This is a genomic window from Chamaesiphon sp. OTE_20_metabat_361, from assembly GCF_031364565.1.
This window is the reverse complement of record NZ_JANLWO010000230.1, coordinates 1-5,432: the sequence shown is the minus strand read 5'-3', so window position 1 is coordinate 5,432 and position 5,432 is coordinate 1. Positions and strand designations below refer to the sequence as shown.

Below are 5,432 nucleotides of genomic sequence, written 5' to 3'. Positions count from 1 at the left end.
AAAGCAGAAGCAGAAGCAGTGAGTTTAAATCAATATATTAGCTCGGTACTGAGTAGAAGTGTAAATTAGAACTAACTTATCTACATTTTCGATTTACTAGATCGATCGCAATTTGGTATCTGGCGATCGATAGTGGGGCATCTATTGTGGGAGTGGAAGTTCCAATCTGGTTAACCGCGATCCAGTAGACATCTTGAATGGCAACGATCGCCCGCTCGTCTTGTTGCCAACTAACGATCGCGACATTATTAAAGCCAATTACTTCGCCACCACGATAAAAATATCTCCGAATTAATTGAGCCGATCGCACTAAAATATTACTATTGATAGCTGTCTTTTTAGTTAATTTAATCGATTTGGATCTGACTAAGCGTAACCTACCCCACCAATCTGGTTGAAAATCTCGGTGTCGGAACGGCGATAGAAAAGATTGCCATTGCATCAGGGGTGGTGTAAATGTACCGACACAAGTTCGCCTAAGCTCTGGTAATAACCATGCTTTGATCTTACTTTGCAGGAGCTTAGTTAAGACCTCTTGATTTTTGCAGGGACTGGCAGTGAATTGAACGATGTGAGTTAAATTATTGGCGCGATCGCGATAGGAAAACTCCATCGCTCCGGCATAATGAATATCGCCAGTCAAGACGATCGCGCGATCGCGAGTCCGCGCAACACAGTCGAGTAATTCTGCCACTGCATCGAGGCGAATATTCCAAGCATCACCCAGATCGGTTGCAAAAGTTTTACCATGACGGAGCTGATAATGATGTACCCAATCGATCGCTTTGAGTCCGAATAAATTAGTCGGCAAAATAATCAATATTTCTTTGCCTTGGGACTCTGAATTTAAGTAGTTAGTAATTTGAGCATTCAATCCAGACTTGCTCAATAATCGGGGAGCCGCAGTTAATTTGGCAGCTTGGGGATAACCTCTGTGAGTGCGAGTATCACAAACAATCGCCAGATAGCCACCACAATCGATCGCATAGTGCCAAGTCAAAGCTTGCGGATCGCGAGCTAAAATTAGATCCGCGCCATCAAGTTCAAATTCGGGTAAATTAGAATGTGGTTGACGGGGTGGCAATCCCACATATCGACCGATTTCGCATTCGATCCCTTCATCATAGCCCTGGGTATAAATCAACTCCGCCAACCAGCCAAACAACCGATAACCGCTCATCTCTGGCTCGAATTGGGCAGGCGTATTACCCCAAGCTTGAAATAAACTATAGGCGAGTAACGCGTTGCTGACAACTCGCCGCCCCAGCGGTTTGCCGAGTACCCGCAGACACCACGCCTGATTGAGATTCCAGTCATCGCTGACATCGTGGTCGTCAAAAATGGTATAGGTGACAATGTTCGCCAAAACGCGACGGACAGCCCACAGGGACGCAATAAAGCTGTGCATATCCGCCACTTCTCGATCCCAGGCAGCGGCTGATTTGACATCCTCACAACCTATTTGTGCCGCACTAGGGAGCTGTTGCGGCCAAACTATCGGCGACCAAGCGAGTAGATAAGCGGCGCAATATTCGCCCAATCCAAACAGATGACTGTTCACCTTCTCACGCTTGCGGTTTAAGCCAGCAGTAAACCCGCCCAATTTCGTCGCGATCTCGCCCCGTGCGCCGCTGGGCAATTCCTGAAGCGTACTATATCGAGGTCGATCCCACGTCCCCATCGGAATTTTTTCCGACCAGCCCAAAATCAATTCCCCTAACTGCGTCGCCACCCAGAGCAGAGGACTGGCAACATCATCCCCATAGATTTGATCTCCCGTCAAAAATAACTGTTGGGGACGAGTATCGGGTGTCTCGGCATTGGTAGCTAAAATGCGATCGAGAATGGCGAGGGCATCTTCTCCGTCACCGTGGGGTTTCCGACAGGAACCGTGGGCAATTTTAACGCGATTGAGATCGAGCGGCGGCAAGACAAAAGTTGGCAGCTCATGGCGGAAATAACTAATCGATACCGACGGATATTCGTCCGCAGTTAGTGCCGTCGCTAAATTATATTTAGTTTCACCGACGGTAAATTCGAGATCGTAAGCATAGATTTCACCCCGATTTAATGCTTTGCCATCAGGATGAGTCGCGGTGACGGTGACGATGTGGAGCGAGGTACCGACGGTGACTGTTTTCCGGCTACCAGTGGCGATCGGGAGATCGATCGTCTGGCCCCGATCGCGAGTACTATATACCTGCAAAGATACCCGCGCTGGCAACCGCAAAGCCAGCCACACCGTCACGCTCTCAGTCGTAGTATGCCGCAACATCGGCCCTGCCAAAACGAGCGGCAATCGATCGAGATCTAATGCTGGCGGATTAACCATACCGAATGATGATGACTGGTATCGTTATTCTAGCTACTTTACGATTGCCGCGAAACTCGATCGTGTATTGGTAAGATTACAAGCAGTCTACAGAGTATCTCGACCGGATAATCACTCGATCGTTATTTGACAGGATAAAATGTAAAAGTGTAGTTCTAAAGATCGAGATGACAATAACCCTTAACGTTCCGCTAGAGATAGAGAGACAGCTCGATCGAGTAGCCAAAGAGCAAGGTCTTTCGATGGAAGCTTATGCTCTAAAACTTTTGACAGAGAGTGTTTCACCTCAAAATAAGTCAACTAAATTGGTTAATCTACTTCAGTCATGGATAGATGAAGATGACACGCAAGAGCAGCAAGAGACGGGTGAATATTTGATTCAGGCTCTAGATGAAGATCGACTATCCGATCGTAAGTTATTTCCTGATGAATTAAAGGGTGTAACTTGGTGAGTCAAGTCGTTTTACTAGATTCAGGGCCAATTGGTTTAATTACTAACCCCAATCGATCTCCTGCGAGTGCTGCTTGTACCAACTGGATTCAAACTATTTCCACCGCAGGTGTTCGAGTCATCATTCCAGAAATAACTGACTACGAAGTTCGGCGGGAATTATTGCGATCGAATAAAGCTAAAGGGATTAAGCGGTTAGATGAATTAATTGAATTGGTAGAATATTTACCCATCACAACTGCGGCGATGAGACAAGCCGCTATATTTTGGGCAGAGGCTCGTCAACAAGGACAACCCACGGCAGGTGACAAAACTATTGATGGCGATATGATTTTAGCAGCGCAAGCAATGACTTTGAATGTTGCAGATGTTGTCATTGCCACGACTAATGTCGGTCATTTATCTAGATTCGTTCGAGCCGATCTGTGGCAAAATATCACTCTGAATCAATAATCGATTGCCTACGGCACGCTACGAGATCGATAAGCTAAAAGCTTTTACAAGCAGATATTAATTTTATGCAAAGCTGGGCACAATTAGAGACATTTGTGGAATGTCAATACTTTTGGTTGAATGAGGAAGATGATTCAGAATCCCCTCAGACAAGTATAGCTGAATTAGAAATATTCGAGCAAAATTATAACTTTTCTTTGACCTGCGACCCCGATCGAATAGGATCGATCGATATTGGAGCGAAGCTTTGGCTTATATACAAACCAGATTTTTCTATCTCAACTTGGTTTTCTGAAAAGCCAGACGAAATATTTCAGTCTGGACTAATTCAAATTGAGATAACTGAAAAATCCGATGATTACCATAGAATGCCTTGCTCCATTCAAATTTCAGTCCAAGCGAAAATCATAGATATTCTACCGTTTGAGTCAGTTGCAGATCGCTTCACTCCAACTTATACTGGTGAACCTTACTCTTTTTTAGAAAATTCAATGGATTCATATCATACAAATAATATGAATATGATAACCAGACTTCCTCAGCATCAAATTAATCCTCACATTAATCTTATCTCTGGTTACGATCGAATCGTCAGTGGAAATATAATTTTCATTAATTTCATCTATCTTCCTAGTGATTTTGGAGGATGGATTATCGTACAACAAAGACAAGAGTATGAATATCCTGTTTTAGTCGCGTACACAGAAATGACAACCAATTCATTAACTTTCATCGGACATCGCCCTCTTACTGCTGATGAATGGTTGTTCTTTGAAAAATGGGAACGCCAAATTCTTGGAATCGATCGAGAAATCAAAGATTATCTTGTAAAAACAAATGCAATCGAGCGAATAGTTGAAAATAATATTACAATATCAAAACAAGAATATCGACAAGCACAAGGAAATATTACACGGATAAATAAAGCCAATTACGATTACTGGTAAAATTAATTATTACGAGAAGCAGTTGGATCGGGTGAGCCTAAATACTCATGCAAAGTTTTTTGGGTGCTTGTTGTGGGAATGTTAACGATTGAAATCGTGGCTTGTGTTGCAAAGTCCGCCTACGCGGACTAAATTAAACCTAGTCTGCATAGGCAGACTTTGCATCATCAGGAGTGGTTTCAACCACTTTGAAGTTCTAGCTTCCCCCGATTATAACTATGACATCTGCTTTTTCCCGTTTTCCCGATCGATTGCAATCCGCTATTACTTCCCGCTTAGGTTGGACTTCCCTTCGCCCAGTGCAAGAGCTGGCGAGTCATGCGATCCTCGATGGCTATAATACGATCGTCCTCGCGCCGACGGCTGGGGGCAAGACAGAGGCGAGTATGTTTCCGCTATTGGCGCAGATGGTAGAGAAGGAACCGCAGGGGGTGGGGATACTCTACATCGCGCCGATTAAGGCATTGTTGAATAATCAAGCCGAGCGATTGGGGATGTATACAGAGATGCTCGGTTTGAGTCGGTTTCTGTGGCATGGGGATATTAAAGCCGCCCAGAAGAAAGCCTTCCGCAAGCAGCCAGCGACGCTGTTGATGACGACTCCCGAATCGTTGGAAGTGATGCTGATGTCGGCGAGTGTGCCGCATACACAGATGTTTGCAGATTTACGGGCGGTGGTAATCGATGAGGTTCACGCGCTGGCTGGGAGCGATCGCGGGGCGCATCTGATGTCCGTTCTAGAGCGGGTAATCCGGGTGAGTGCCAATGATGTCCAAAGAGTTGGTTTGAGTGCCACGGTGGGCAATCCTGACGCGATTCTGGACTGGTTGCAGGGCACGTCGAAACGTCCGCGCTGCAAGATCGATCCGCCGAAGGAGCATAGTAAGAAAGAGATTCGGATCTTGATGCAGGATTCTAAGACGGATATCGCCAATCGATCGAGTCTGTTGGCGCAGGGGAAAAAGAGTCTATTATTCTGTCAGAGTCGCGCTCTGGCTGAGGAAATTTCTGGAGCGATGCAAAATCGCGGCATCGATGTATTTATCCATCATAGTTCGGTGGCGTTGGAGGAGCGGACGCTGGCGGAAGAGCGGTTTGCCAATGGGCATAATAATTGCATCGTCTGTACTTCGACTTTGGAACTAGGCATCGACGTTGGCGATTTGGATGCCGTTTTACAGGCGAATGCACCCGATACGGTTTCGGCATTTTTGCAACGCTTGGGGCGCACGGGTAGGCGCGGTGGCGG

Annotated in this window: 5 protein-coding genes; 4 read left to right on the top strand and 1 reads right to left on the bottom strand. The window is 45.8% G+C overall.

The features are described 5' to 3' along the window. Window positions 1-76: 76 nt before the first annotated feature. Complete coding sequence (locus RMO35_RS06725; protein ID WP_309739524.1) at window positions 77-2,332, bottom strand: PhoD-like phosphatase; 2,256 nt, start codon at window positions 2,330-2,332, stop codon at window positions 77-79. 167 nt (window positions 2,333-2,499) lie between these two features. Here RMO35_RS06725 and RMO35_RS06720 point away from each other — a divergent pair, with 167 nt between their 5' ends. From RMO35_RS06720 to RMO35_RS06705, 4 genes are all read left to right on the top strand, one after another. Beyond that, on the top strand, window positions 2,500-2,784 hold the full coding sequence (locus RMO35_RS06720; RefSeq protein ID WP_309739522.1) for a hypothetical protein: 285 nt from the start codon (window positions 2,500-2,502) through the stop codon (window positions 2,782-2,784). Continuing rightward, the gene (locus RMO35_RS06715; protein WP_309739520.1) at window positions 2,781-3,236 is read left to right on the top strand and encodes a PIN domain-containing protein; all 456 of its coding nucleotides are present in this window, start codon (window positions 2,781-2,783) and stop codon (window positions 3,234-3,236) included. The genes RMO35_RS06720 and RMO35_RS06715 overlap by 4 nt, the downstream gene beginning before the upstream one ends. 65 nt (window positions 3,237-3,301) lie before the next feature. Beyond that, a complete protein-coding gene (locus RMO35_RS06710; RefSeq protein ID WP_309739518.1) occupies window positions 3,302-4,183 on the top strand; it encodes a hypothetical protein in 882 nt (293 codons plus the stop codon). A gap of 218 nt (window positions 4,184-4,401) precedes the next feature. Further along, window positions 4,402-5,432: DEAD/DEAH box helicase (locus RMO35_RS06705; RefSeq protein WP_309739517.1), on the top strand; the 1,031-nt coding region annotated here is incomplete at its 3' end.

Bases quoted from the DNA above. Each gene is read 5' to 3' on its own strand.
- RMO35_RS06710 (WP_309739518.1), top strand. From the start codon at position 3,302: ATGCAAAGCTGGGCACAATTAGAGACATTTGTGGAATGTCAATACTTT.
- RMO35_RS06720 (WP_309739522.1), top strand. From the start codon at position 2,500: ATGACAATAACCCTTAACGTTCCGCTAGAGATAGAGAGACAGCTCGAT.
- RMO35_RS06725 (WP_309739524.1), bottom strand. From the start codon at position 2,332: ATGGTTAATCCGCCAGCATTAGATCTCGATCGATTGCCGCTCGTTTTG.